General features: G+C 66.8%; 27 protein-coding genes. 12 read left to right on the forward strand and 15 right to left on the reverse strand.

The annotated features are described in order from the left end of the window. Positions 1-197 precede the first annotated feature (197 nt). The 3 genes from THSYN_RS11330 to argE are packed head-to-tail and all read right to left on the reverse strand — an operon-like array spanning position 198 to position 2,931. Complete coding sequence (locus THSYN_RS11330; RefSeq protein ID WP_100919241.1) at positions 198-785, reverse strand: CNP1-like family protein; 588 nt, start codon at positions 783-785, stop codon at positions 198-200. A gap of 7 nt (positions 786-792) precedes the next feature. After that, complete coding sequence (ypfJ, locus tag THSYN_RS11335) at positions 793-1,728, reverse strand: KPN_02809 family neutral zinc metallopeptidase (protein WP_100919242.1); 936 nt, start codon at positions 1,726-1,728, stop codon at positions 793-795. Between the two features lie 12 nt (positions 1,729-1,740). After that, positions 1,741-2,931: an acetylornithine deacetylase gene (gene argE / locus THSYN_RS11340; RefSeq protein WP_100919243.1), complete on the reverse strand. Its 1,191-nt coding sequence runs from the start codon at positions 2,929-2,931 to the stop codon at positions 1,741-1,743. A 309-nt stretch (positions 2,932-3,240) separates the two neighbouring features. Here argE and THSYN_RS11345 point away from each other — a divergent pair, with 309 nt between their 5' ends. The 4 genes from THSYN_RS11345 to THSYN_RS11360 all read left to right on the forward strand — a co-directional run bounded on the left by THSYN_RS11345 (position 3,241) and on the right by THSYN_RS11360 (position 7,604). Further along, complete coding sequence (locus THSYN_RS11345; protein ID WP_100919244.1) at positions 3,241-3,534, forward strand: BrnA antitoxin family protein; 294 nt, start codon at positions 3,241-3,243, stop codon at positions 3,532-3,534. A gap of 176 nt (positions 3,535-3,710) precedes the next feature. Further along, positions 3,711-3,953: a hypothetical protein gene (locus THSYN_RS11350; protein ID WP_100919245.1), complete on the forward strand. Its 243-nt coding sequence runs from the start codon at positions 3,711-3,713 to the stop codon at positions 3,951-3,953. After that, positions 3,950-4,348, forward strand: coding sequence for a type II toxin-antitoxin system VapC family toxin (locus THSYN_RS11355; RefSeq protein ID WP_100919246.1), 399 nt, complete (start codon positions 3,950-3,952; stop codon positions 4,346-4,348). Before THSYN_RS11350 ends, THSYN_RS11355 begins: the two co-directional genes overlap by 4 nt. A 124-nt stretch (positions 4,349-4,472) precedes the next feature. After that, positions 4,473-7,604, forward strand: a complete 3,132-nt coding sequence (locus THSYN_RS11360; protein ID WP_100919247.1) for a caspase family protein — start codon at positions 4,473-4,475, stop codon at positions 7,602-7,604. A gap of 1,181 nt (positions 7,605-8,785) precedes the next feature. Here THSYN_RS11360 and THSYN_RS11365 read toward each other — a convergent pair. After that, positions 8,786-9,943 (reverse strand): IS91 family transposase, encoded by a 1,158-nt coding sequence (locus THSYN_RS11365; protein ID WP_100917452.1) that lies wholly within the window; start codon positions 9,941-9,943, stop codon positions 8,786-8,788. After that, entirely contained in the window at positions 9,936-10,784 is an 849-nt protein-coding gene (locus tag THSYN_RS11370; protein WP_100917453.1) for a tyrosine-type recombinase/integrase, read from the reverse strand. The genes THSYN_RS11365 and THSYN_RS11370 overlap by 8 nt, the downstream gene beginning before the upstream one ends. Positions 10,785-11,331: 547 nt before the next feature. Here THSYN_RS11370 and THSYN_RS11375 point away from each other — a divergent pair. The 4 genes from THSYN_RS11375 to THSYN_RS11390 are packed head-to-tail and all read left to right on the forward strand — an operon-like array spanning position 11,332 to position 12,583. Further along, positions 11,332-11,772, forward strand: coding sequence for a hypothetical protein (locus THSYN_RS11375; RefSeq protein WP_100919248.1), 441 nt, complete (start codon positions 11,332-11,334; stop codon positions 11,770-11,772). Positions 11,773-11,809: 37 nt separating this feature from the next. Continuing rightward, on the forward strand, positions 11,810-12,097 hold the full coding sequence (locus THSYN_RS11380) for a hypothetical protein (protein WP_157817604.1): 288 nt from the start codon (positions 11,810-11,812) through the stop codon (positions 12,095-12,097). Then, entirely contained in the window at positions 12,094-12,285 is a 192-nt protein-coding gene (locus tag THSYN_RS11385; protein WP_100919250.1) for a nucleotidyltransferase substrate binding protein, read from the forward strand. The genes THSYN_RS11380 and THSYN_RS11385 overlap by 4 nt, the downstream gene beginning before the upstream one ends. 28 nt (positions 12,286-12,313) lie before the next feature. Then, positions 12,314-12,583 carry a nucleotidyltransferase family protein gene (locus THSYN_RS11390; protein ID WP_216644733.1) on the forward strand — a complete coding sequence of 90 codons (270 nt, stop codon included), beginning with the start codon at positions 12,314-12,316 and terminating at the stop codon, positions 12,581-12,583. Positions 12,584-12,648: 65 nt separating this feature from the next. On the opposite strand, the gene THSYN_RS11395 is transcribed toward THSYN_RS11390, so the two are convergent. The 4 genes from THSYN_RS11395 to THSYN_RS11410 all read right to left on the reverse strand — a co-directional run bounded on the left by THSYN_RS11395 (position 12,649) and on the right by THSYN_RS11410 (position 15,184). Next, a complete protein-coding gene (locus tag THSYN_RS11395; RefSeq protein WP_100919252.1) occupies positions 12,649-13,644 on the reverse strand; it encodes a GNAT family N-acetyltransferase in 996 nt (331 codons plus the stop codon). 19 nt (positions 13,645-13,663) lie between these two features. Next, positions 13,664-14,044 (reverse strand): hypothetical protein, encoded by a 381-nt coding sequence (locus tag THSYN_RS11400; protein ID WP_100919253.1) that lies wholly within the window; start codon positions 14,042-14,044, stop codon positions 13,664-13,666. 48 nt (positions 14,045-14,092) lie between these two features. Next, the gene (locus tag THSYN_RS11405; protein WP_236848865.1) at positions 14,093-14,626 is read right to left on the reverse strand and encodes a NifB/NifX family molybdenum-iron cluster-binding protein; all 534 of its coding nucleotides are present in this window, start codon (positions 14,624-14,626) and stop codon (positions 14,093-14,095) included. A gap of 147 nt (positions 14,627-14,773) precedes the next feature. Continuing rightward, positions 14,774-15,184, reverse strand: a complete 411-nt coding sequence (locus tag THSYN_RS11410) for a hypothetical protein (protein ID WP_100919254.1) — start codon at positions 15,182-15,184, stop codon at positions 14,774-14,776. Positions 15,185-15,202: 18 nt separating this feature from the next. On the opposite strand from THSYN_RS11410, the gene THSYN_RS35850 reads away from it, so the two are divergent. From THSYN_RS35850 to THSYN_RS11425, 3 genes are read left to right on the forward strand one after another with little or no spacing between them, the layout of a single operon-like run. Further along, positions 15,203-15,688: an SDR family oxidoreductase gene (locus THSYN_RS35850; RefSeq protein ID WP_236848866.1), complete on the forward strand. Its 486-nt coding sequence runs from the start codon at positions 15,203-15,205 to the stop codon at positions 15,686-15,688. 32 nt (positions 15,689-15,720) lie between these two features. Next, entirely contained in the window at positions 15,721-15,963 is a 243-nt protein-coding gene (locus THSYN_RS11420) for an antitoxin (protein ID WP_100919255.1), read from the forward strand. Between the two features lie 2 nt (positions 15,964-15,965). After that, a complete protein-coding gene (locus THSYN_RS11425) occupies positions 15,966-16,394 on the forward strand; it encodes a type II toxin-antitoxin system VapC family toxin (RefSeq protein ID WP_100919256.1) in 429 nt (142 codons plus the stop codon). Between the two features lie 263 nt (positions 16,395-16,657). Here the strand turns inward: THSYN_RS11425 and THSYN_RS35855 are convergent, their stop codons facing one another. Then, positions 16,658-16,840, reverse strand: coding sequence for a hypothetical protein (locus THSYN_RS35855; RefSeq protein ID WP_236848867.1), 183 nt, complete (start codon positions 16,838-16,840; stop codon positions 16,658-16,660). Positions 16,841-17,038: 198 nt separating this feature from the next. Between THSYN_RS35855 and THSYN_RS11435 the strand changes: the two genes are divergently transcribed. Next, a complete protein-coding gene (locus THSYN_RS11435) occupies positions 17,039-17,473 on the forward strand; it encodes an SDR family oxidoreductase (RefSeq protein ID WP_236848868.1) in 435 nt (144 codons plus the stop codon). A 288-nt stretch (positions 17,474-17,761) separates the two neighbouring features. On the opposite strand, the gene THSYN_RS11440 is transcribed toward THSYN_RS11435, so the two are convergent. The 5 genes from THSYN_RS11440 to adh form a co-directional block, all read right to left on the reverse strand. Continuing rightward, positions 17,762-19,573: a DUF262 domain-containing protein gene (locus THSYN_RS11440; RefSeq protein ID WP_100919257.1), complete on the reverse strand. Its 1,812-nt coding sequence runs from the start codon at positions 19,571-19,573 to the stop codon at positions 17,762-17,764. A 4-nt stretch (positions 19,574-19,577) separates the two neighbouring features. Continuing rightward, positions 19,578-20,546, reverse strand: coding sequence for a hypothetical protein (locus tag THSYN_RS11445; RefSeq protein WP_100919258.1), 969 nt, complete (start codon positions 20,544-20,546; stop codon positions 19,578-19,580). Beyond that, the gene (locus tag THSYN_RS11450; protein ID WP_100919259.1) at positions 20,546-21,727 is read right to left on the reverse strand and encodes an AAA family ATPase; all 1,182 of its coding nucleotides are present in this window, start codon (positions 21,725-21,727) and stop codon (positions 20,546-20,548) included. Before THSYN_RS11450 ends, THSYN_RS11445 begins: the two co-directional genes overlap by 1 nt. Positions 21,728-22,192: 465 nt before the next feature. Further along, complete coding sequence (locus THSYN_RS11455; RefSeq protein ID WP_100919260.1) at positions 22,193-22,621, reverse strand: DUF779 domain-containing protein; 429 nt, start codon at positions 22,619-22,621, stop codon at positions 22,193-22,195. A gap of 215 nt (positions 22,622-22,836) precedes the next feature. Further along, positions 22,837-24,357 (reverse strand): aldehyde dehydrogenase, encoded by a 1,521-nt coding sequence (adh, locus tag THSYN_RS11460; protein WP_100919261.1) that lies wholly within the window; start codon positions 24,355-24,357, stop codon positions 22,837-22,839. Between the last annotated feature and the right edge of the window lie 203 nt (positions 24,358-24,560).

Consider the following 24,560-nt stretch of genomic DNA (forward strand, 5'->3'; position numbering starts at 1 on the left):
AACCTTGGGGTGCGGCAGGCAGCCCCTGATGCCATTGGAATGGCGGCGGCGGGTAGGGTCTTCAAGTTTGGCGCCCGGGCCGAAGCCCGGGCCGGACGGGGCATTCATCCCGTCCGCAACGTTTTCCGCGACGCCGCGGTCGAGTCAAACGTTCGGGACGGGGTTGCAAACCCCGTCCCGCCTGACGCCACGTTTTCCTACTGCGTCTGAAACCCCGAACCCTCGGTCGCCGCGATCCGCCCGCGCAGCGCGCGCAGCAGGTCCTTGACGGGCCGGGCGCGCATCTCACGGGGGACGCAGAAGCGCTGGCGCAGGTCCTCGCGGTAGGCCCCGCTGTCCCGGTCGAGCGGCTGCCACTGCGCCTCCGGGACCCGCGTGAAGCGCCCGTCGCTGCCGTAGGCGATGGTCTTGTAGGCGCCCCGCAGGGTGCAGCGGATGGCCTCGAAGGACAGGTTGCGGGTGCCGCTCGCCGACTCGATGACCAGGGTGTAGTGCACCTCGGTGCCGCGAGCATCGCCGAGTTTGAGGTTCTTGCCGTCGATGGCGAAGCGCAAGGGGGTTTGAGGCCCATCCGGGACGAAGGCGATCAGGTCCGCATCCCGCGGCCAGGGCGGCAGGGGCACGGTGGCCTCGATGGTCGGCACCGGCTCGCCGTCCGTGAGGCCGCGCGGGCGAACCGGCTCCAGGTCCTGGAGTAAGTTGTTCTCGGCCGGGGCGGGCGGGCCCCACAGCAGGAGCGCCAGGAGCAAGGGGAGCCTGGTCTGGATGGTCTTGTTCATCGGCATGGATACACTAAAGCTCCGCGGTGGAAAAGGTGTCGCAGGCGGCCAGGCGCCCCTCGGCCAGCCCGCGCTTGAACCAGCGTACCCGCTGGGCGGAACTGCCGTGGGTGAAGCTGTCCGGGGTCACATAGCCGCGGGTCTGGCGCTGCAGCCGGTCGTCGCCGATGGCGGAGGCCGCGTTGAGTCCCTCCTCCAGGTCCCCCTGTTCCAGGATCTGGCGCGCCTGGTGGGCACGGTTGGCCCAGATACCGGCGAAGCAGTCGGCCTGGAGTTCCAGGCGCACCGAGAGGTTGTTGGCCTCGCGCCGGCTGGCGCGGCGGCGCAGGCTCTCCACCTGGTCGGAGATGCCGAGCAGGTTCTGGACGTGGTGGCCCACCTCATGGGCGATCACATAGGCCTGGGCGAAGTCCCCGGGGGCGCCGAAGTCGTTGCGCAACTCGTCGTAGAAGGCGAGATCGATATAGACCTTCTGGTCCGCCGGACAGTAGAAGGGCCCCATGGCCGCCTCCCCCAGCCCGCAGGCGGAGCGGGTCATCCCCGTGAACAGCACCAGGCGGGGCTCGACATAGCGCTTGCCGGACTCCTTGAAGACCGCCGTCCAGGTGTCCTCGGTGTCCCCCAGGACCACCGAGACGAACTGCTTCATCTCGTCCTCGACCCCGGCCGTGGGGGCCTGGAACTGGGGCGCCCCGTCCGCCCCGGGGCCCCGGCGCGCGGGGGACTGCTCGGGCGCGATCTGACCACCCGGGGTCAGCAGAAAGGAGGGGTCCACGCCCAGCAGCATCAGGACCACCACCAGCACCACTCCGCCGACCCCGCCCCCGATGCCGATGGTGCGCCCCACCCGCATCGGTGCCCGTCCGCCGCCGAAGGGGTCACCCAGACCGCCCCCCGCGTCGCGTTGGTCCTCCACGTTATCGCTACGTCTGCCGGTACGCCAGCGCATGGCCGTGCCTCCTCAAGGATCGTTGTTGGCTTTTTCCGGTGGGATAATAGCATCCAGACAGAACCGCCGGATGAACCCCCGCAGCAGTTCCAGGGTGGGCGGGATGCGGGCCAGTTCCAGAAACTCGTCGGGCTGGTGGGCCACGGCGATGTCGCCGGGTCCCAGGATCAGGGTCTCCATGCCCAGGCGGTCGAAAAAGGGCGCCTCGGTGCCGAAGCTGACGGCCCCCGCGGCGTGGCCGGTGAGGGCCTCCCCGGCGCGCACGATCAGGGAGTCGGCCGGGGTCTCGACCGGGGGGATGGACCTGAACAGCGGCTCCACACTCCAGGTGAGGCCGCGGCGCTGCGCCACCTCGGCCACCCGCCGGGCCAGTTCGGCGCGCAGGTCCGCGGGGTCCATGCCCGGCAGGACGCGCAGATCCAGGTGCAGTTCGCAGTCCCCGCAGATGCGGTTAGGGTTGTCGCCGCCGTGGATGTGGCCGGGGTTGATGGTGGGGTAGGGCACCGCGAAGGCCGGGTGCCGGTGGGAGTGCACGAGTTCGTCGCGCCAGGCGAGGATGGCGGTCAGGGCCTCGTGCATCCCCACCAGCGCATTGTTGCCCAGGCTGGGGTCGCTGGCGTGGCCGCTGCGCCCGATGAGGCGTACCGCCTCGCCCATGACACCCTTGTGGGTGCGCACGGGTCTCAGCCCAGTGGGCTCGCCGATGACTGCGTAGCGCCCGAGCGGGCGCCCGGCCTCGGCCAGGGCGCGCGCCCCGTGCATGGCCGACTCCTCGTCCGCGGTGGCGAGGATCATCAAGGGCTGTTTGAGGTCCGCGGCCCTGAGTCCCCGCGCCGCATCGATGGCCAGCGCCAGGAAGGACTTCATGTCGGCGGTGCCGAGCCCGTAGTAGCGCCCCTGCGATTCGGTGAGCTTGAGCGGGTCATGCGACCAGAGCGGCTCATTGAAGGGGACCGTATCGGTGTGGCCGGACAGGACCAGACCGCCGGGGCCGCGGCCCAGGGTCCCGAGCAGATTGGCCTTATCCGGGTGCCCGGGGATAGGCAGCACCTCGACCCGAAACCCGGCCGCCGCGAGCCAGCCGGCCAGCAGGTCGATGACCGGGCGGTTGCTGTGGTCGTAGGCGGGCGTGATGCTGCTGACCGACAGGCTGCCGATCAGGCCTTGCAGCATGGGGATGAGTGCGGGGGCTTGGCTGGACATGGGGCTCCGGGCGCTGAGGCCGGGGCCGGCGGCGGGCGAGGGGTGCCGCCGCGGGCCTGGGCTTGGGGTCGATGGCGTGAGCTTAGACCGCTCGGCGCGGGCAAGCCAGCGTCCAGTCTCAACCCCATCCCGGGCTTGATCGGTTCCCCGCTTCCCGGGCGCAGCGGTTGGGTCGGCAGGCGTCGCTTTGCCCATCCTTGCCCATCCGACAGACTTGACGATCTGTACATTTGTGCATACTGTTAGAACTATGGAGATCGAATTCGACCCGGTGAAGGCCGCCGGCAACCCAACCGCAGCGTGATCGCTATGAGCAACAATTCTGACCCGCTGTTCGACCAGTATGCCGACCTCGACTTCGCCGACGCCAAGCCGGTGGCACAGGTGCCCGCGCTGGCCCGGCTGCAGGCCGAACAGGGCGGCAAGTCCCGCATTACGATGCGGGTCGACAACACGGTGCTCGCCGCCTTCAAGGCGCGTGCGGCCCTGACCGGCGGAAGCTACCAGACGCTGATCAACGAGGCCCTGCGTCAGTTCGTCGCAGGGCAAACGCTGGCCGATGTGGTGCGTGAAACGATCCGGCATGAACTCAGGACCGGCTGAACCCACGGCATTGTGCCCGAACTGACGGCCGACAGCGGTGCCGTCACGGCGCGCTTGCCAAGACTCGCAGGAACAGTAATCCTGCTGCGCTCACTGAGTTCCTACGTCCTTTACCTCCGTTCGCCGCCCGGTCAGCCGACATGCAATCAGTCACTATCCGTCATTGGAGATGTCACATGCTCGCCATTGAAATCGACGCCGAGATCGACGAGAACAGCGAGATCCACATCAAGCTTCCACGGTCACAGCGGCGCGGTCCGGCGCGGGTGATCGTCCTGCTCGAGGCCGAGCAGCCCAGGCCGTCGGCACCGAAGAGGCACGCCCCCTCGCCGCGCCTCGCCTTCCAAGGGGCCGTGCTGAACGGCGACGACATCGTGCCCGCGCTGGCGCCGGGCGAGTGGGGGGATCTTTACCAATGATCCTGCTGGACACCCATGCCTGGGTACGCTGGCTCCATCCGGAGATCAGCGGCAAGCTGCCCGAGCGACTCCGGAGCTGGCTGGAAGCGGTCGATGAGCCGCTTGCCGTGTCGGTGATTTCTGCGTTGGAGGTTGCGCAACTCGTCAAGAAGGGCACTTTGACGCTACCGTTGAGCTTGCCGGATTGGTTTGATGCCGCACTGACAGAGTCGGCTATCGAGTGCCTTGCGCTAACCCCCGGATTGCTGCACGCATCCACCCTATTGCCGGATATCCATAAGGACCCGGCAGACCGCATCATCATTGCTACTGCGCAGGCTCGCAATGCGCGGCTGGTAACCGTCGATGAAACCATCCAGACCTATCCCGACCTGCGCACGGTCTGGAGCTTGTGATGCGCTGCATTAGCGCGACCTGGTGGGCGACTTTCATGGGAAGGCCGCGACCGCGGGTCTGCCGGGGCGGCGGTTCGGGTTAAGATGGCGACCGCGCTGACCGACAGGAGGTGTCCAGCAGCCCATGTCCGAGCACCGACCGCCCGCACCCGCACCCGATCAGGGCCCGGCCGCCGCCGCCGCGCCTGCCCCCGACCCGGCGGACCCCTTCCCGGGCGCGCCCCAACTGCGCCTGGACCCGGGGGGCCATACGGCGGCGATCAGGCGTACCGCCGTGGATGCGGCGGGGCTGTGGCTGGTTTCCGGGTCGGACGACAAGACGGTGCGGGTCTGGCGGCTCGCGGGGGCGGCGGCGCCGGGTGAGGGGCCGGGCACCCTGGAGCGGACCATCCGGGTGCCGCTCGGCCCCGGCCACCTGGGCAAGGTCTATGCGGTGGCGCTGAGCCCGGACGGGGAGAGGGTCGCGGTCGGGGGTTGGCTTGGCCCCAGCGGTGAGGACTTCATCTATCTCTTCGACCGCGCCACCGGCACCCTGCGCCAACGGATCAAAGGGCTGCCCATGGTGGTCCTTCATCTCGCCTTCGACCGCACCGGGCGCCGGCTCGCTGCGGTACTCGGCCGTGGGGGCCTGCGGATCTATGGCCTCGCGAGCGGCGGCGCGCTGGCCGGTGCCTCGGCGGCTTGGTCTGAGGACGGCCGGGACTCGGACTATGGCGGGGATGCCTACTGGGCCGACTTCGCCGCGGACGGGCGCTTGGTCACCAGTTGTTATGACGGCCAGGTTCGGCTCTATGCCCCGCCGCCGGACGGCCCGGACGCGACCCCGCGTCGGTCCTTCTGGGGTCGGATCAAGTCCGCGCTGAGCGGCGGCGGCCAAGGGCTCAAACCGACCCACCGCGTCCGTCCACCCGGCGGCAAGCGCCCGTTCACGGTCGCCTTCTCTCCGGACGGCACCCGCATCGCGGTGGGCTATACCGACAGCACCACGGTGGACCTGCTGGACGGTCGCACCCTCGCCCACCTGGGCAGCGCGAACACCGCCGGGATCGGCAACGGGAATCTTGGCACCGTCGCCTGGTCCGCCGACGGCGGCACCCTCTTTGCTGGCGGGCGCTATGACGAAGGCGGCGACAGCCCGGTACTGCGCTGGTCGCAGGCCGGGCTCGGGGCGCGGGGCCGCCCCCTGCGGGCGACGACCAACACGGTGATGACCCTGCACCCGCTCCCCGATGGCGGGCTGGTGATCGGGGCGTCAGACGGCATCTTCGTGCTCGGTTCGCCGAGCCCCGGGGCAGAACCGGAACCGCGCTGGTCCAATCCCTTGGCCGCCGCGGACTTCCGCGGCCAGTGCCACGACAAGGGCATCCGGCTCTCGGCCACCGGCGATCGGGTCGCGTTCGGCTACGGGCAATGGGGCAAGCGCCCGGCCCTGTTCGACCTGGGCACCCGCGCCCTGACCCTGGACCCGTCCGCCGCGGCCCTGGCGGACCTGACCCTGCCGGACGAGGGCAGGGCCGACCCGGACCCGGCGCACCCGGGCGGCCCCGGGTGCCTGGTGACCGATTGGGTGAACAACACCGAGCCCAAGCTCGCGGGCCGCCCGCTCAAGCTCGAACCCTACGAGATCGCCCGCTCACTGGCCCTGACCCCGCCCGGGTCGCCGGGCGACCTGGGCTTCCTGCTCGGCACCGAGTGGCGGCTGCGCGCCTACACCAGCACCGGCCGCGAGTGCTGGCAGCAGCCGGTGCCCGGCACCGTCTGGGCGCTCAATGTCACCCGCGACGGCCGCTACGCGGTCGCCGGCTACGGCGACGGCACCCTGCGCTGGCACCGCCTGACGGACGGCGCCGAGGTGCTGGCGCTCTACCCGGCCCCATCCCAGTCTGGGGACCCGCCAGGCACCCAACCCCGCTGGGTCCTCTGGACCCCGCTCGGTCACTATGCCGCGTCGGCCGGGGGCGAGGACCTGATCGGCTGGCATGTCAATCGCGGGCCGGATCAGGCGCCGGACTTCTTCGGCGCCTCGCGCCTGCGCGAGCGGTTCAACCGTCCGGATGTCATCGCGCTGGTGCTGGAGAGCGCCGACCCGGCCGCGGCCCTGCGCCTGGCCGATGCCGCCCGCGGCACCGCGCCGGCGGCCGAGACCGGGTCGCGCGGGATCACCTTCCTGCTCCCGCCGGTCCTGCGCCTGCTCTCCCACGGCCTGACGGTCGTCGCCGACGGGACCCGGGTGGACTGTACCTACAAGGCCGACTCGGACGCCGCCCCGGTGCTGCGGGTGGAGGCGCGGCTGGATGGTCGGCCGCTGCCGCTGCTGCTGGACCGGCGCGAGTTGGAGACCGACGGCGGTCGCCGGGTGGTGGGCCAGTTGCGGGTGCTGGCCCCGCCCGGCCCCGGGGTGCTGAGCCTGGTCCCCTTCAGCGAGTTGGGCGCGGGCGAGGCGGTGCTGCTGCCGATCCCCTGGAGCGGCGACGCGGACTGGCGCAAGCCCCGGCTCTATGGTCTGACGGTGGGGGTGGGTGCCTATCCGCCGCAGATCGTGCAACCGCTGCGCTTCGCTGCGGCGGACGCCGATGCCGTGGCCGCGGAACTGCGCGCCCAGGCCGGCGGGCTCTACCGGGAGGTGCAGGTGCGTCCGCTCACCGACGCGGCGGCCGGGCGGACGGCGATCCTGGAGGGGCTGCACTGGCTGGAACTGGAGGTCGGGCAACGCGACGTGGCGGTGGTCTTCCTCGCCGGTCACGGGCTCAAGGACCACTTCGGCGCCTACTATTATCTGAGCGTCGACGGCGACCCGGCCGCGCCGCACCATAGCGCCATCAAGGGGGGCGATATCGCTGAGTATCTGCGGCGCATCCAGGGCAAGGTGGTGCTGATGCTGGACACCTGCTATTCGGGCGCCCTGCTCGGCGATACCAGGGCCGCGCTCGACTCGCTGCCGGACCTGGACCGTTTCGCCAACGAACTGGCGGACGCGGACACCGGGGTGGTGGTCTTTTCCTCCTCGAGCGGCGCCCAGCTCTCGCGCGAGGACGCGGCCTGGGGCCATGGCGCCTTCACCTGCGCGCTCCTGGAGGCGATCCGCGACGGCCGCGCCGATTTCAGCCGGCTCGGCTTCGTCACCCTGGCGGAACTGGAGTGCTATCTGGCCGACCGGGTCAAGGCCCTGACCGCCGGGCGCCAGCACCCGACGGTAACCAAGCCCAAGGCCGTGACCGATTACCGGATGTTTCGGGTTGGCTGCCGGTCGGGTTAGGCGCGCGGCACCCGGTCCGCCAGGCCGCCGTTATGTCACGCCCTTTCAGGGCTGTACCGAAACAACAACGCTAACCCAGGGCGTTGCCCTGGGCTGGTATTTTCGACCCCGTTGGGGTCGGTATGTAGCATAAGGTGGAATGGGGTACTGGCATTCGGCCTCGATCGTAACTCCGGCCACGCGCCCTTGCGGCAACCCGTCGCGGCCTGGGGGCCGCTCCTACGGCGTAGGAGCGGCCCCCAGGCCGCGACGGATGTCTCCCTCGAGGTGGCCGGGTCGGGTAGCCAGGCGACGTTACCGCCACCCAGCCCCCTAAGAACCGTGCTTGCGACTTTCACCGCACACGGCTCAAGCCTTGATAAGCCCCAGTGACAGAGCCGGCCGTTCGGCCTTCGCGATACCAATTTGCAGCCCTCGTACCGTTCGGTGTACCTTGGCGTGCGCCAATCCACTTTGCAGTCGGTGGCTGCACCAATAGCAGAAGCTATCATCATTTGCTTTGCCGCCGTTGTGAGAGTTCTACAAATGTTCTCGCGATTCAAGACCAACTGGAAGTCTGCCCCCTTTCGGGTGAAGCAATGTTTCAGCCCCTATCCGCGTCGTTACAACCCGGCGTTCGCTTTCTCCAGTCTCCTTTACCCGCCTCCCCAACAGTTCCTCTTGCGATTCACCTGCCCTCAGTTGGGCGGCAAGACGGGCTTACCACGTTCCGCATAAATGACAGAGAGGGTTAGGTGTCGACTCTAACTCGGTGGAGCAACATTCTCGTGCGATCAATAATTAAGATCGCATCCTGTCCACTTGCCTTTTGGCCACTGCCTATCGAATAAGCGTTTATCCGTCGTGCGCGCCCAACTGACCCCGAGTCGGAGCGCGACGCCGCGCGCGCACGACGGATAAACGTTTGTTGGACTAATCCGCTCCTGGCACGACGCCTGCTGCGGCCGCGGTCCTCTTTAAGAGAGGGAATTGTATCCCTGAGGCCGGGGCGCCGGTCGGTCCCGGACCACGTTGCAGCACCCGGATGCCGCTCGGTGCGGCACCAAGCGGGCCTCCGCAGGGCTCCGCGGGGCTGGACAACGGGCTATTGAGGACGAAGTGTAGCCCATTTCCCGGATGTTGGGCGAGCGCGAACGCAGGCCGCGGGCGGCCTGTCCCGGACGGCCGGCGGGCGCTGAGGCTTAGCAGGTGGCGGGCATCAGCGAAACCCCCTGACCACGCCGTAGCGGGGCCAGGTGCGCGGTGACGTGCAAGCGCCCAGTGCGGCACTTGGGACAGGGATAGCCGTCAAAGGGCGCCGTCGCCGCCGGTGCCGTGGCGGGTTCCGGCGTCGGCGGCGGGGCCGCCAGCGCCGCACGGATCAGCGCCAGACAGCGCGCCCGGCAGCGGTTGGCCAGGAAACCGAAATGACGAACGCGCATGAACCCTTTGGGTAAGACGTGCAGCAGGAAGCGCCGGATCAGTTCCTCGCCGGTCAGGGTCATGACCTTGTTGCGACTGCCGTCGCGGTAGTCCTTGTAGCGGACGTCCACCGTGTCGTCCTCTTCATCGAAGGCCAGCAGCCGCCGGTCCGACAGGGCGATGCGATGGCTGTAGCGGCCCAAGTACTCGATCACGGTGTCGGTGCGCGCCAGACAAGGCTTGGAATAGACCACCCACTCGGGCTGCATCAGGGCGTTGAGGACGCGGTCAACCTCCGCGGCCGTGAGGCGCGACAGTCGCCCGTCTTTGAAGGCCCGGCGCAACCGGCTGACCAAACCGCCGCGGAAGTGCCGCGACAGCGCCCGCACCGGGAACAGATAGGTACTCTTGGCCGGATGCCAGGTCCCGTCGGCGCCAAAGGCCCCGCCCGGCACCAGACAGTGCAGGTGGACATGGCGTACCAGCGTCTGCCCCCAGGTGTGCAGCATCGCCGTCATCCCCAACTGCCCGTCCAGGCGCTTGGGGTCCTCAGCGAAGGCGGACAGGGTCGCCCACACCGTCTCGAACAGCAAGGCGTAGATCACCTCGGGGTGGACCTCGACCCAGCCGTTGAGGGTGTCGGGTAGCGTGAAGACCAGATGGTGATAGGTCACCGGCAGCACCGCCGCACGCTGGCGTTCGACCCATTCCTCGGAGGCCCGGCGTTGGCAGCGCGGGCAATGGCGATCACGGCAGGCGTGATAGAGGAAGGGGCAATCCCCACACTGGTCGCATTCCAGGGCGAAGCCGCCCAGCGCGGCGGTACGACAGTCCAGGATGTGATGACAGACCTGCCATTGGTGCGGGCTCAACGGGTGATGTTCGGCATAACCGGACAGGCACGCCGCCATGACCGCTTGCAGGGAGGTATTAGCCATGGCCGGCCTCCAATTGGGCAAGCAGGTCCAGGGTCCCTTCGCCCTCGCTGGCACTGGGCAGCCAATGCACATAGCGCAGGGTGGTCTGGATGCTGCGGTGGCCCATCAACCGTTGCAGGCGCTCCACCGACAACCCGCCCGCCAATTGATGGGTGGCGTAGGCGTGGCGCAGCCCATGGATCCCGCCGACCGTGGTTACGCCGGCCTGGCGCTTGGCGTCGGTGAAGGCCTTCTGCAAGCCGGTCGGCGACAGCGGCGTCCCGGCGCGCCCGGCGAACAGCCAATCCGCTGGCCGATAGAGGCGCCAATAGTCCCGCAACGCCTCCAGCAGGGTCGGTGAGAGTGGGACCAGGCGGTCCTTCGCCCCCTTGCCCTGGGTGATCCGCAGCAGTCGGCGCTCGCCGTCGATGTCCTGCACCCGCAGGGCCAGGACTTCGCTCAGGCGCAGTCCGCAGCCATAGCAGACCGTCAACATCATGCGGTAACGCGGATTGTCGCAGGCGGCCAGGATGGCGGCGACCGCGCCGCGGGTGAGCAGCTCCGGGATGCGCTGCGGGCGCTTGGGTAAGGTGACCTCCAGGTCGACCGTCGGCCAGCCGAGCACCCGCAGATAGAAGAAGCGGATGCCGTTGTACATCAGCCGCACGCTGGCCGGGGCCAAACTGCGCTGCACCACCAGATGCTCGAAGTAGCGCGTGAGATCGGCGTGCTCCAGGGTGTCCGGGGAGCGCCGGGTGAATTTGGCGAGGTCACGCACCGCGTCGAGATAGCTTTCGTGGGTGCGCGGCGAGAAGCCATGCATCTGCATGGCCGTGATCATCTGCTGACGCAGGGGTGTCATCGTCTGGTTCTCGGTCAACGACCCGGAGTGGGCCGTTACGAGTGTGGACGATGGGGGACGGGGCGGGGCCGCGGGTAACCGTGGGACGGCTGGGCTTATCCGCGCTTCATTCGCTATTCAATGGCGCTGCGGGATGGCCGCGGAAGGCCCCGCGGAGCGGATTAGTTCAACAGCATCTTTGGCAGTTTCTTGATCACGGGTCTTATGTCGATTCACATGTGTTCACCATACCTCTCAGCCTAGCCTCCTACCGCATGATGCTTGCAGTGTTGGTCGCCCTCACGGGCTCGTCTTACCCTTTCGGGCGGAGTACATTGTCAGAGCAGCTTCACACCGGACCGTTACCAGTCCCGCATGTGCTCTTAGGCTACGACGGGAGAAACCGTCGGTTCTATCAGGTCGCCTCCAAGCGACCGCCAGTAGAACAATCACTTACGCGACTTCGTGTCGCACAGTTATGATCAAGGCCTGGCATTCCGACCCCGGTATCGGGTTACGCCGCGCTAACCCGACTGACACTCATCCACCCATCGGAAACCTTAAGACCATGGCAACCCTGTTCGAGATCCTGGCCCGCGAGCAATCCTTAGGCGAGGGCCATGCGCGGCTGCTCTGCGAGCAGGGGCGCGATGACCCGCGGACCTATACGGAGGGCCTCATCGCCTATGTGGAGGCCAAGGCCGCATTCGATGCCCTGATCGAAGGGGCCAAGAATTACCTGATCGCGGGCGTGGACCTGACCGAGGTCGAGGGCTTGCGCGCCTGGGTGGCGTCCGCGGTGCAACTGCGGGCGGCCTTCACCGAGCTGGTGCGGGCGCGGCTGCTCGACCCCGCGGGGGCGACCCGGTTCGGGCTGCCCGCGGCGCTCGACCTGAGCAAGCTGGTCAAGGGCCTGGTCGACACCCTGCTGGCCCTGATCAAGTCCTTCCGGGAGGTGGACGAGACCCGTCGGCGGGAGACCCTGGCACGGCTCGACGGGCTCAAATGACGGCCGTTCGAGGCACTGAGTCGGGATTAGGGTAGCGATGGGTTTCGCTGCGCTCTACCCATCCTACACAACTGGCATTGATGATCTGGAGGCTGACATGCAGGCGACGAAGCTGCTGCTGACGACCGACAACGCCGGACGGATCCAAGAGATCCCCCCGCTGCCGCCGAATGCGCGTCTGGAGGCGATCTTTCTCGTCATCGAGCAGGGGGAGTCACCATCGGCCAAGCGGAAACCCTCTCCGCGGATCGTGGGATTGGGGGCGATTCATGACGATCCGATCGCCCCGGTGGCGGCCGCCGACGAATGGGAAGCGAAACCATGACGAGACTGAGTGTCGATGTACTGGAAAAGGCGCTGGCGCGACTCGAGGAAGGGTTTGGACATTACGAGGCACGCAACAAGACCTCGCATATCTACGATAGCGAGGAGGCGACCCGCGCGTTTGAGCGTGCCCGGACCTTTCTGGCCGATGCCAAGGTCACCCTGGAGCGGCTGCGCCATGCCGCTTGACTTACGCCCCGACCATTTGGCGATGGTGATGGCCATTTTGCACCGGCAGGTCCCGGACCGCGAGGTTTGGGCCTTCGGCTCGCGCGCCAAGGGCGGGGCCAGGCGGACGTCCGACCTGGACCTGTGCGTCATCGGGCAGACCCCGCTGCCGTATGAAACGGCCGCTCACCTGCGGATGGATTTCAGTGAGTCCGATATCCCCTATACGATCGATCTGGTGGATTGGGCCAACACCAGCCCGGCCTTTCGCCGGATCATCGAAAGCGAAAGGGTGGTGATCAAGAAGCCGTGTGGATGATGAGTGCTGCCGCCGGGCGCCTGCCCGTGAGACCTTCCGGCACGGGGGTGGCAAGCCCCCCAGGCTCAGAGTTCCTCCCACGGCGGATACACCAACCCGGGAATCCGCGGCGTGTCGACCCGGAAGCCGCAGCGACGGGTATAGGCCTCGAAGACGGTGATCTTGTAGGCCAGTCCCTCGGGCATCCCGGTGTCCGACCAGTGGTAGCGGCGCTCCCACTCCCGGGGGCCGCGGATCAGCGGCCAGCCGCAGACGGCGAGCCATAGGGCGAAGGTCGGGGCGGGCGAGGCGAGGGTTTCCGGTTCCCCGGCGGCGTCCGCGTCCGCGTCCGCGTCGTCGTCTCCGTTCCCGACGGGTGCGTGCTCCTCCCAGATCAGGGTGTCGCCGCGGCGCCGGGCCGCGATCCGTGCATTGTCCGCCGTCGCCGTGCCGACGACGAAGGCCATGCGCCCCTCGTCGTGCCGAATGCGGTAGGGCGGGTCGGCGAAATAGCGCACGAGGCTGAGCCCATGCTTCCAGTTCGCGACCCAGAAGCCTTGTTGCAGATAGAAGCGCACCGCGCCCTGCCAGGGCCAGGCGGTCTCCAGGCGCAGGCCCCCGAGCCCCAAGTGCCGGGCGGCCCCCTCCAGCGCTGCCATGACCCGGGTGCCGCACCCGCTGCGCCGCCCTTCCGGGAACAGATACAGGCTCGCGATCCAGAGGCAGGGCTGGCCCCAGCCGAGGTCCCGGACCATCACCGCGACCGTGCCCAGGCAGGTGCCGTCCTGTACCAGCCAGTAGGGCCGGTAGCCCAGCAGGTCGGCGGGGTCCCCCGGCACCTCGCCGTCGGTCAGGCCGCGGCGCGCCCAGTCGTGGATGGCCTCGTCGGTCAGGGAGCGCGGGTCCGGCGCCGCGTCGAACCGATACTCCAGATAGGTGCACAGTTCGCAGGCGCGCCACAGGCGGCGCTGCGCCGGGCTGCCCGGGGCCGCCGGCCGCAACAGGGGCACCGCGGCCAGGCAGTCCGCCAGGTCGGCGTTGTAGCGCTCGGTCGGGTCGTCCCTGTCGCGGACCCGGGGCATGGGGGGCGGGCCCGGCGGCTCAGGGGGCCTTGGTGATCGTCGCCTTCTCGATCAGCAGCGGGTACTTGTAGCCCGAGCCGAAATCCATGTCGACAACCAGGGTGCCGACGACCGTGACCGTATCGCCCGGGTTCGCGGTATCCATGGTGGTGATCGTGATGTCGTTGGAGCCGTCGGCGGTGTCGCCGGTGCCGTCGCGCAGGTGCACCCAGTTGCGGTCCATGATCTGGTTGTTGACCTTCGCGACCTTGCCGTGCAGCGTCACCTGCTTGCCGCTGAGCGCGGCGCGTTCCTTATACAGGTCCCCGACCGACTTCGCGGGCGCGGCGTCCTGGGCAAACAGGGGGGCGACCAGGAGTGCGGACAGGAGTGTCGCCAGGGGGAGGGGGGTTTTCATCATCGGGCGCCTTTTGGTGAACAACTGGTTGGAAGCGGCGATTGTACTGCGCTAATGCTTGGAGAACAGGTCGCGCAGGCGGCACAGGAGCATGCCGGGATCGAAGCCGGGGTCGGGCAGGACCTCGCCGCTGAGCACCGAGCGCAGCGCGCGGTCGGCGTCCGGCTCGCCGGTCAGCAGCAACTCCACCCCCTGCTTGGCCATGCGGCGGCGAAAGCCTTCCCCGGCGCTGCCGGCGACGATGGCGCAGATGCCGTCCAGGGGGTGTGGGCCCTCGCCCTCCCAGTGGTGAAAGACCTGGGCCTTGGGAAGTTCGACGCGCACCGGCTGGGGCCCTTGCGCCTCACTGTCGTAGAGAAGCCAGTGGCGGGCCTGGCCGGCATGGCCGGCGACCCGGGTGTAATCTTTGGTGGCGATGGCGATTTTCATTTGGGCGATAGGCGTTAGGGCGCGCTCATGGTCTGGGGCAGCGGCGAGCGGGGCGGCCCGCGCGGGTGCGATCAGAACGGATGTAGTGACCGAGATCCCGGGTACGCTTTCGTTGTCGTTGTCGTTGTCGTTGTCGTAATCGAATAATCCGACCACGATTACGACAACGACAACGACAACGACGCCCGATCCGCGCAGCGGACCCTACGGGACTGGGTCACCGTAGGGTCCGCTGTGCGGACCTGAAGACCGCGCTCGACGCGGGAACCAGGGTCGCGGCGCGGCCTGACCTCGCGGCTGGGCTCAATACCAGCCGGGCCCGGGACCCCAACCCCCCCAACCGCCCCAGGCGCCCCAGTTCATGGATGCCTGTTGGTTCATCGCCGCGGCCTCCAGGTTGTCGTTGCTGATCTGCCTGGCCAGGCGTAGTTGCTGATAGCTCTGATACTGCTTGGGTCCGCCGACCCAGGCCTGGTTGTTGGCCAGGTCCGGCAGGACATAATAGACCTTACCGTCCTGTTTGACCTGGGTGACCTTGTTGGCGGGCAGGCTCTTTAAGAGCGCCGCCTGCTCCGGCTTGGTGGGGGTGATGACCTTGAAGCCGGCGGCCGCCGCCAGGTTCTCTTTTTCCTTCAGATCGCCGGCGCAACCCGCGGCGAGTGCCGCGAGCGCGAGGACCGCAAGGACCTTCAATGACGTGTAAAGATAGTGCATGGTGCTCTCGATGTGTACATGACTGAGACGCGCAGGGGCCTGACCCGCCGCCGGGGCGGGTCATCGGGCAGTCTAGGCCCGCGCCGTGCCTTGTCAACGGCGGATGAGTGGAAAATCGGTGAGATCAGCGACGCCGACTGGCTGCGCTTCTTCGAGACCAATGTCATGAGCGGGGTGCGTCTGGCGCGGCACTACCTTCCGGGCATGCGCGGGCGCGACTGGGGCCGCATCATCTTCGTCTCCAGCGAATCGGCGGTGCAGATCCCGGCGGAAATGATCCACTACGGGCGCCTCCGCGACCAACGGCACGGCCCTGCGGGTGGATGGCGGCGTGGTGCGTGCGATTCTCTGATCACAAAGGCCGCGCCGACGCTGAGTCGAGGACGCCAGTCGGCTTGCCCAACTGACACCATCGGCCATGCGTTGAGCCCCAAGAGCGCGGCTGGTCTCCTGCACCTGCGATCACCGACCCCTCGCGTCGTCCGATCGCTTCGCCTATGCTAGCGCCTATGCCTTCCGCTCCGGATCGATGACCTATGCAGACTGAACGCCATGTCCGCTTGTTTCGCAACGGGCGCAATCAAGCCCTGCGTATCCCGCGGGAGTTCGAACTCGATGCAGACGAGGCGATCGTCAGCAAAGACGGCGAGCGCTTGGTGGTCGAACCGGTGAAGCGCCGTCCGGACCTCGCCACCCTGCTGGCCGGATGGAAACCGCTCGACGAGTCCCTCCCCGCGGTAGACGAGGGTTTGTTGCCACTGGACGACATCCGCCTCTAGCCATGGATGGGCTGCGCTACCTGCTCGACACCAACATCCTCTCCGCGCTGATCCGCCAGCCGCAGGGCTCGGTCGCGGCAATGCTCGCCCGGCGCGGCTACGCAAGGGTCTGCACCAGCATCATCGTGGCCGCGGAACTACGCTTCGGCGCCCGGAAGCTCGGCTCCGACACCTTGAGCAAGAAGGTTGAGTCCCTGCTGGCTTCCATGCCGGCGCTGCCCCTGGAGGCCGGGGCCGATCGAGCCTATGCCAAGGCCCGCCTTCAGTTGGAGCAGGCCGGGACGCCCATCGGACCCAACGACCTGCTGATCGCCGCGCACGCCCTGACCCGCGGGCTTACCGTCGTCACCGACAATGTGGACGAATTCTCGCGGGTCGCCGGGTTGCGGGTGGAGAATTGGCTGGACAATCCGGCGCCCGCGCCGAAATGATCGGTCTCAGGGCCACCGCGCTCAACTGACCGTGGCGTCCGCTTGCCGGCCGGATTCCTGTGCCGAGAGACCGCGATCGATTCACGGGATAAAGCATGCTCAAAGCCTTCATCGAACAATGGCGCCAAACCCGTTTAGAGAACTACCGACTGCTGGCAATCTGCATCGCTGGTGCCGCCTGGACGCGGGGTAAGAGGGCGAGAGAACCCCGCTGGAACAGGCTGAGGTGGTCAGTATCGAGAACCCGCAGCGCCATGGTCAGCCTACTCGGGCGGACGGTTGCGTTCCTGACGGTAGGTGGCGATCTCCGCCTGCCAATCGTCGAAGGTCGGGTCGTCGGCAAAGCTGCCGAAGTGCTCAAGCAGTGAGCGGCTATCGCCGAGGTCTAAGCGGACCAGTTCCACCCGGTCGAAATAGGCCCGCAGCCGCCGCTCGACCCCGCGCAACGCGGCCTCGCGGGTCGCCTCCTTGGCGCGGATCTCCGGCAGATTGCTGACCTGTGCCAGGTAGCCGCTGCCCCGTTTGCTAAGTGATGATATCGACCTTCATGGGGTTAGCCCTGCCGATGGGAGTCTGTCTGTGAGACGTTGCCCTGACCCTAACACCCGCGCCGACACTGAGCAAGACCGAAGGCAATCTCGCGCGTGAAATCCGCTTCGTTTGGCGATTCCGGGCGCGACTGGGGCCGGATCAACTTCGTCTCCAGCGAATCGGCGGTGCAGATCCCGGCGGAGATGATCCACTACGGCATGACCAAGGCCGCCCAGGTGGCGGTCGCGCGGGGCCTGGCGGAGACCACCGCCGGGACTGGGGTCACGGTCAACAGCGTGCTGCCGGGGCCGACCCGCTCGGAGGGCGTGGCGGTCTTCGTCGAGCAGATGGCGCAGCAGCGGGGGATCAGCTTGGCGGCGATGGAGAAGGAGTTCTTCGACACCGCCCGGCCCTCCTCGCTGCTGCGGCGCTTCGCCACGGTCGAGGAGGTCGCGAACATGATCGTCTATCTGTGCGGTGCGGGCGCCTCCGCGACCAACGGCGCGGCCCTGCGGGTGGACGGCGGCGTGGTGCGCGCGATCCTCTGAGTCCCGGCGGCACCCGTGGTTGCCCGGACTCGTGGGCGGGGCGGAGTCAACGCAGGTTTCAGATGCCTGCTGTGTAACGCGAACCGACGGATGGTCCTAAGTGTATGGCTGACCGACGGCTCACGGCCATAAGCGGTCCCTGAGTAGGACCAAGCGTGCGACAGTTATGGTACGGGAAGCCGTCAACGAGCCTAACTGAAATCAATCAAATGTGGCCCTCGTACATATGTGACCCAGAGACCGCCGCGATTCGAGGCGACCCGGTCGCTAGAGCGAGTATTCGCTGATTTACACGTCCTCCGCATCCGGCATTGGCAGGGGGGCATCGTCATCTTGGTCGATGATGCTCGCCCCTGGTTGGGCGGACGCCGGTAGTTGAATCCCGAGTTCGAACATGAACTGCCGCTCCAGCGTGATCATCTCTTCCAGGCGCCTTTTCAGCACCAGTTCCATGCTATCGGATTTTTGGAGGGCATCGTCCAAGGGATAAGGCAGCCAGTGCGATTCGAGAAACGCCTGCGGATGGACCAACTCAGTCCGCCGAAAAAGGGTGCGTGCCTGACCACGTTCTAGTCCAAAGACATCGAACATTCGATTGGCAGGACTGGAGCGCAACAGCGATTGCGATGAGGCCCAGATGGTGCGCATGGCCTCAGGGCCGTTGCGTGCGAAATCGTCGGCGATGGCGCGTGCGTCTTTGCGCGTGCCGTCCGGATTGAAGACACCCCTACGGGCCAGCAGACATAGCAGAGTCCGTACCCGGGCGCTACGCAGGTCATAGCGCTCCGGAAAGGGCTCCGCCCGGGTATCCCAAGGGAGATATCGTAGTTCGGATGGTACCGGAGCCCCTTGCTCCCGAACCATACGGGCTCGGTCACGCAGTTCTGCGAGGACGGCGGCATAGCGGGATGGATTGCCCTGACCGAACCAGCTTGCGAATCCAGTGAGCCAGAGCCAGCGCCGGAGCAGGCGCTTGGCCTCAACGGTCGGACTCGGGTCCTCCCCGAGCCAGGCGCTCAGACCCACCAATTGCAACCCATAGGGCAGCATACGGGCGTTATGGATGTGCTCCTCTCGCAGCAGCTCGATCCCGCGCAGCAGCCCTTCCCGCGCCCGGCGCATGGCCTCCGGCAGCTTGTTGGCCACGCTTTTCTGCGTCTCGTCCCCGAGCTTGCTCCAGTCAGTGCGATACGGGTCAAGGTCCGCGGCAACCAGGAAGGCCCGCAGGACCAGGACGCGGTTGACCTTACCGAACCCGGTCTGCTTGATCTCGGCCAGGGTACTGTCGATCTCGCTTGCGATACGGAACCCTCTCTGAGCCCCAGCCTGATAGGTGAGGGCCGAGAACATCTCGTCGGCGCCGATAGCGACCCCTTTTCGATTCAAGCGGGTGAAGCTCTCCACCGCCAGGTTCAGGTCGTCGGTCATAAACTCCACGATGGGAATCTTGTAGGATTGCAAGGCCCTCGCCACTCCCTGAAGCCGGTTGACCAAGACCTCTTTGCCGACTCCGGCCGCCGCGAGGGTTTCCGGTGCAGCGTTGAAAATCGGGGCAATGGTCTCAAAAAGCTTATTGGTATCGCTCAACTGATGGAGCGGAACCTGCCATGGCTGGGCCGTAGCACCGGAGGCGAGGTGCATGAACACCCCCTCACGACTCTTATCCTCCTGCCTCTTCTCGTCCGTCTGGCCGCCACTGGCATCGAAATAGACGTTCCAGCGCTCGGCGTCTTCATCGTCACCGGACCAGCTGGGAAGTCCGGAGTCCCGCAGTAGCACGCCCGCCAGAGTCGTGAGCCGTTGCTGGCCGTCCAACAGCAACAGCGTTTCCAGCGGTCGGGTCTGCGAAAGGTCGAAGGGCCCGAAGCGGAAGAGCGGTCTCGCGGTCTCCTTGGAAGACTTCCAAAACAGAAGTGTGCCAATCGGATAGCGCCAGCGCACTGAATCGAACAGGTCCAGCATGTTCGCTCGCGTCCATACGTAAGAACGCTGGAAGGCCGGCACCCGGATGCGCCCTTGCCTCACCCATTTCAGGAGGTCGAACAGGAAGACAACGCTCGGATTGATTTCCGGACCGTCATCCGTGCTCAGTTGAGTCATGACGTTAGCGCTCCCGGTCGATCAGTTCGAGAATGGCGCTCAGATCACCCGAGTAGTCACGAGCGCGCAAGTCGGCGGCCATCGCGCTGAGCACTGCTTGATCCTGCTCTTGTCGGACGCTCCCCAACAGCACTTCCAGATGGTAGGGGCGTTTGCGTTCGTACTGCGCAGGGACTTGCTTGCAGCCTAATGTGTCCATGTCACAATAGTCGCGTTGATCGTGATCCATGGATAGGAGATTAGTCATGTCGTTACTCCAACGCGGATTACGAGGGTCCCGCTCCCTCTCCGTTTGCCAGTGAAAATTGGGGATATAGTTTTCCGCCTCACGCTTTGCGAGTATGAATGCTATTACCTTAAGCTGAGATGCTTTCTGCTCAACCGCAGTGGCTTTCTGAGAGGGTAACGCTCCGGGGCCGGACCTGTCCGAGTCCACGACGGCAATCAATCTCAACGGGATGTCAGCGCCTCGCGTTCTCGCCGCTTCTTGCTCCATGTGCTTCGGCATATCTCCCGCACCCCCAGAGTGGATCACATCAATGGCCGGAGGCACAGGGGGATTGATCCACAACTGTCGAACCGGCTCATCTGCGAGGAGGCGCGCCGCCACTTCAAGCAGCGCCCCATCCCGGAGGCTATTCTCCACAAGCACCTTGAGCGGCGAGTTGGCGATGCGCAACGCCCGTTCGGCCTCGGCAGCCGTTGAGACATGGCAAGTCGTTGTGGTTGCACGCTCAGAGTTCCATGCGGAGGCACGGGCTAATTCGCGGAGTTCCAAGAGGAGGTCTTGCGTGGTCTGCCGAGCATGTTGGAACCACTCACTGTTATCGAGCAGATCCGCGTCCCGCAGCACGACGGTGTGTGCGGCCTCGTCCGCGCGGAAGATCAGCCGATCCAGGAATGGCAGCGCCACCAGGTCGTTCCAGACCGCAACCGTATCCTCTCCCTTCGGCATTTCAATCGTAAATCGCATCAATGCCCCTTGAGCCGTTGAGCGCGCCGCAGGGCCTTGACCTCTTCATAAGACTCCAAGAAGACGCCTGGCGGCCAGTAATCGACCTCGCCCGTCTCAAGGATGCGGATACGACGGAGCGTGCTGCCGTCCGGTGCGTCATCAATGTAGTAGAGCGCCACCAGCTCCGGCGGTATCTCGCCCTCGCTCTCGGCAATACGCCGACGCACCCGCAACAGTAAGCCCTCGGCATGGGTTTCCACGACAGTGATTCCGACACCGGTACGGGCGACGTCCAGAAAGAGGTCGCCGAGCATCGAATGCAGTGCATCATGCAGATGCAACTCCGGCTGCTGGACAACATCGATAAACGGCCTTGGGTTGGCATTCCGATTCCGCCACTTGGCGAGCGTCAACACCGGGAGCAACTGATGCACGCCGGTACCCACTTGGGTGATCGGAACGCTGCGGGCAACGCCGCGCGTCGTCTGCAAGCGCCAGAGGTCGAGGTTCTTCTCCCAACGCAGGGATAGGCCGGCGTTCGCGGCAAGCCAAGTCGAGACCTCACCGAAGACCGTTTCATCCTCGGCCAGGAGTTCTGTCACGCCCTGACCCGACGGTCCTATCGTGGGGGTCTGGGGATTGTGCCCATGCCGAGACGGAATTTCAGGCACCCGTTCACGCAAGGGACCGAGCCACACACTGGCCTGCAATATCTGCCTGGCCTCATCGCGCACTGCGGTTTGCTCGGGAACTTCAGGGATCGGAAAACACTCAAGGGGGCCGTCGGGAGCGGGGTAATCCGCCCCGTCCCATCCAACGTGACGGGCCCGGGGGCGCGGGTCGTCGTCCAGCAAACTACGAAGGTATAGGATCGTTTCCAGCCGGTGCAGACCACTCTTGGTCGCAATGGACACTGCAAGTTCCAGGAACGCACTTAAATCCCGCGCGGGTAGCAAGTCCTGAAAACACTCGGCCACAGGACTGCCTCCTACCGTCAGGGGCAGCGCCTCTTTACTGATGCCGGCCAAACCGCCCAGCACCTGGTAAAGCAAGGTGGCGACGCTGGTCTTGCCCGCGTTGTTCCGCCCAATCAGGAGGGTTAGCGGCGCGAGGTCCAGCCGCTGAAATGGCTGGCTGCGATCGTATTGGCGACGGCAGGGAAAGCCTCTGTAGCCATCAAACTCAAGGGAACGGATCATGAGTGCCGGGGAACCTGCCTAGGGAGGGAACGCTTGCCGAGTGCTGGCACCGCTGATTTTGGGGCGCAGAGTTGCAGGTGACAAGAGATAGTTTCGGCGATGATCAAGGTTTCCGAATCGCCCGCGCTGTCGGTGTGTATGACTGCTTGCCGGTGCCCTGCTGCCTCTGGGCGCCTCACGCTCAAGGTCTGTTTAGGGTCGCCAGCAGCCCGATCCGGTCCATGGGGCCGGTCGCGCGCCGGGCGGCTCGGCCCGTGAACCGTCCTTTGGCCCCGCCGGCTTCCGCTCACACGCCGGGCAGTCCTTGCAGGACGGCGGGATTGGTTTGACGGAAGCGTTCTTCGGCCAGCCGCCGCTGTCCGCGCCGCGTCGGGGCGCAGGTGCTGCGCGCGACCGGATGCTCGCGTTGCTGGTCTTGGGCATATCGGTCGGTTCGAGCTGACCTGCGTCACGACAGCCGCGCCATCAGGATCGCGTGGGAAGGACCGTCCAACCCGGGTCTTGCGCTCCCGACTGCGGCTCGGCCGCCGCGAGTTGGGCGGACTCCGCATCGTTGAATAGGCGCGAGCGGGTGTGAAAGCGGACTGCCCGCCCGTTCTCCAGCGAGAACATGCCGCCGCGGCCGGGGACGACATCGATGATGAGCTGGGTATGGCGCCAGACGGCGAATTGGGGCCGGCCGATATAGAAGGGCGCGCCGGCGATCTCGCCCAGCAGGACATCCTGGTCGCCGACCAGGAAATCGCCTTGGGCGAAGCACATGGGGGAGGAGCCGTCGCAGCAGCCGCCGGATTGGTGGAAGAGCAGCGGGCCGTGCTCGGCCTGGAGTTCCGCGATCAGGCGGGCGGCCGACTCGGTGGCGATGACTCTGGGGACTGGGGTGGGATCGCTCATGGTCTGGACCTCGGGCGGATGATGATGCCGTCGGCACGCGCGGTGCGGAGCGACTGGGCCAGGGCCCGCGTAGGATGGGTAGAGCGCAGCGAAACCCATCTTCCCATCTGCGGGCACGGGTTGTGGTCGGCGTCGCCCCTGGCGCGACGGTGTTGGTCCGCACAGCGGACCCTACGGGCTCGCGGCTGCTGTAGGGTTCGCCATGCGGGGCCGGGCTAGAAGAAGCCCAGTGCCTTGGGGCTGTAGCTCACGAGCAGGTTCTTGGTCTGCTGGTAGTGGTCGAGCATCATGCGGTGGGTCTCGCGCCCGATGCCGGACTGCTTGTAGCCGCCGAAGGCGGCGTGGGCCGGGTAGGCGTGGTAGCAGTTGGTCCAGACGCGGCCGGCGTGGATGCCGCGGCCCATGCGGAAGCAGCGCCCGGCATCGCGGCTCCAGACCCCGGAGCCCAGGCCGTAGAGGGTGTCGTTGGCGAGGTGCAGGGCCTCGGCCTCGTCCTTGAAGGTGGTGACCGAGACCACGGGGCCGAAGATCTCCTCCTGGAAGATGCGCATCCGGTTGTTGCCCAGGAACACGGTCGGCTGGATGTAATAGCCGCCCTCCAGATCACCGCCCAGGTTGGCCGCGGCCCCGCCGGTCAGGACCTCGGCCCCTTCCTGGCGACCGATCTCGAAGTAGCTCAGGATCTTCTCGCGCTGTTCGCTGGATGCCTGGGCGCCGAGCATGGTGTCGGTGTCGAGCGGGTTCCCCTGCTTGATCGCCTTGACCCGGGCCAGGGCCTTGGCCATGAAACGGTCGTAGATCGACTCCTGGATCAGGGCGCGGCTGGGGCAGGTACAGACCTCGCCCTGGTTGAGCGCGAACATGACGAAGCCCTCGACCGCCTTGTCGAAGAAGTCGTCGTCGGCGGCACAGACATCGTCGAAGAAGATGTTGGGCGACTTGCCGCCCAGTTCGAGCGTGACCGGGATCAGGTTCTGTGCCGCGTACTGCATGATCAGCCGGCCGGTGGTGGTCTCACCGGTGAAGGCGATCTTGGCAATGCGCGGGCTCGACGCCAGCGGCTTGCCGGCCTCCAGGCCAAAGCCGTTGACGATATTGAGGACCCCGGGGGGCAGGAGATCCCCGATCAACTCGGCCCACACCAGGATACCGACCGGGGTCTGTTCGGCGGGCTTGAGCACCACGCAGTTGCCGGCGGCGATCACCGGGGCGAGCTTCCAAGTCGCCATCAGGAGCGGGAAGTTCCAGGGGATGATCTGGCCGACCACGCCCAGCGGCTCATGGAAGTGGTAGGCGACGGTGGTCTCGTCGATCTCCGACAGCGAACCTTCCTGGGCGCGGATGCAGCCGGCGAAATAGCGGAAGTGGTCGATGGCCAGCGGCAGGTCCGCGGCCAGGGTCTCGCGCACCGGCTTGCCGTTGTCCCAGGTCTCGGCCACGGCCAGCAGCTCCAGGTTGTCCTCCATGCGCTGGGCGATCTTGACCAGGATGTTGGCGCGCTCTGCGGCCGGGGTCTTGCCCCAGCCCTCGCGGGCGGCGTGGGCGGCGTCGAGTGCGGCCTCGATGTCCTCGGCACTGGAGCGTGCCACCTCGCAGAAGCCCTTGCCGTTGACCGGGGAGACATTCTCGAAATAGGCGCCCTTGGCCGGGGGCGTCCAGCGCCCGCCGATAAAGTTGTCGTAGCGCTTCTTGAAGGTGATCTTGGAGCCGGGTTGGCCGGGATTGGCGTAGATCATGGGTTCACTCCTCGGGCTTCTTGGTTTGGTGCGGATGGGGCCGGGTGCGGGGCGGGCGGCTGGACACCCTGTAGATCGGCGCAAGCACGGCCTGTGCCAGGAGCGCGGTCGCGGCCCGCGCGGCGCCTGGAACCAGCGCGGACGGGGCCGCGGATCGGGCCGCGCGGACCGGGCCGCTTCACTGTGCCCGGCAGGCGTGCCGC

It is taken from the genome of Candidatus Thiodictyon syntrophicum, assembly GCF_002813775.1.
GTDB lineage: Bacteria > Pseudomonadota > Gammaproteobacteria > Chromatiales > Chromatiaceae > Thiodictyon > Thiodictyon syntrophicum.